The 1,657-nt window shown below is 63.0% G+C and carries 1 protein-coding gene; it reads right to left on the reverse strand.

The genetic code is table 11. The annotated features are described in order from the left end of the window. Positions 1-1,657: ABC transporter transmembrane domain-containing protein (locus I5W_RS18900; protein ID WP_305809661.1), on the reverse strand; the 1,657-nt coding region annotated here is incomplete at both ends.

Below are 1,657 nucleotides of genomic sequence, written 5' to 3' on the forward strand. Positions count from 1 at the left end.
TTTCTGCGCACCCACCGATCTGCCGGCGCAGCGAGGCGGTATCGATGATGCCGATATCCTGGCCGTCGACGCTGATGCGCCCGCTCTCGCACACGTAGAGCCGCTGCACCAGCTTGGCCAGGGTGCTCTTGCCGGAACCGGAGCGACCGACGATGCCGATCACCTCGCCCGGCTGGATCTGCAGCGATAGTGCGCGAATGACCTCGGGTGCTTCGGGACGATAACGGAAATTCACCCGCTCAAAGGCAATCGCCCCGCTCACCCGCGGCAAGCGCGTGCGTTGACCGGCCACTTCGCTGCGGGCATCGAGCACATCGGCCAGCCGACTCATGGAAATGCCGACCTGCTGGAAATCGTTCCACAACTGCGCCAGCCGCAGGATCGGTGCGGCCACCTGCCCGGCCAGCATATTGAAGGCCACCAGCTCGCCCACCGAGAGCTGGTTGTCCACCACCTGCATGGCTCCCATCCACATGATGCCCACCCCCACCAGCTTGCTGACCAGGCTCACGCTGCCGCTAGCCAACAGGCTGATGTTGGTGGTGGTCAGGCCCGCCGCCACATAACCGGCCAGTTGCTGGTCCCACTTCTTCTGCCAGTGCGGCTCCACTGCCATGGCCTTGACGGTGTCCATGCCGGTCAGGGTCTCGACCAGGAAGGACTGGTTCTCGGCGCTCTTGTTGAACTTGTCGTTGAGCCGCGAACGCAGCATGGGTGTGAAGATCAGCGACAGCAACAGATAGACCGGGATGGAAGCCAGCACGATCAGGCTCAAGGGAACGCTGTACCAAAGCATCACCGCCAGGAAGATGAAGGAAAACACCAAGTCCAGCACCAGCGTCATGGCATTGCTGGTGAGGAAGCTGCGGATGTTTTCCAGCTCGCGTACGCGGGCAATCGAATCGCCCGCACGGCGCACCTGGAAGTAGGCCAGCGGCAGGCTCAACAGATGGGCAAACAGGCGCGCGCCCAGTTCGACGTCGATCTTGCTGCTGGCCTTGGCGAAGATGGCGGTGCGAATGCCGGTCAGCAGCGCTTCGAACAGCGTCGCCGCAATCAGGCCGACGGCGATCACATTCAAGGTCATCATGGCGTGATTGACCAACACCTTGTCCATCACCACCTGGAAGAACAAGGGCGTCACCAGTCCGATGATCTGCAGCACCAGCGAGATCAGCAAGACCTCGCCCAGCACCTTGCGGTACTTGACCACGGCCGGGATGAACCAGCTGAAGTCAAAGCGCGCCGACTCTCCTGAGTAGGTGGCCTGGCTGGTGACCAGGATCACCTGGCCACACCAGAAGGCGGTAAATTCATCCCGCGACATCACCTGCGGCGGCTGCCCCGGTTGCTGGATCAGGATGCGCACAGGGGCATTGTCCTGGCCGGTTGCCACATCAAGCTTGGCCAGCACGAAAAAGCGCCCGGCATGATCGATGCCGATGGCCGGCAAGGGCGTGTGTTCCAGCCGCCCGGGCCGCTGGCGGATGCAACGGGCCTTCATGCCCAGCGTACGTGCGCCCAGCAGGATGGTCTGTACGCCGAAGGNCTGGCGGCCCGAGCGATGCTGCAATTGTTGGGCGTCGGCGGCGATGCCATGCAGCTTGGCCAGCATGATCAGGCATAGCAGGCCACTGTCGGTCCCGCTCTGATCGGG

Source organism: Herbaspirillum sp. B65 (genome assembly GCF_000333555.1).
GTDB lineage: Bacteria > Pseudomonadota > Gammaproteobacteria > Burkholderiales > Burkholderiaceae_D > Herbaspirillum > Herbaspirillum rubrisubalbicans.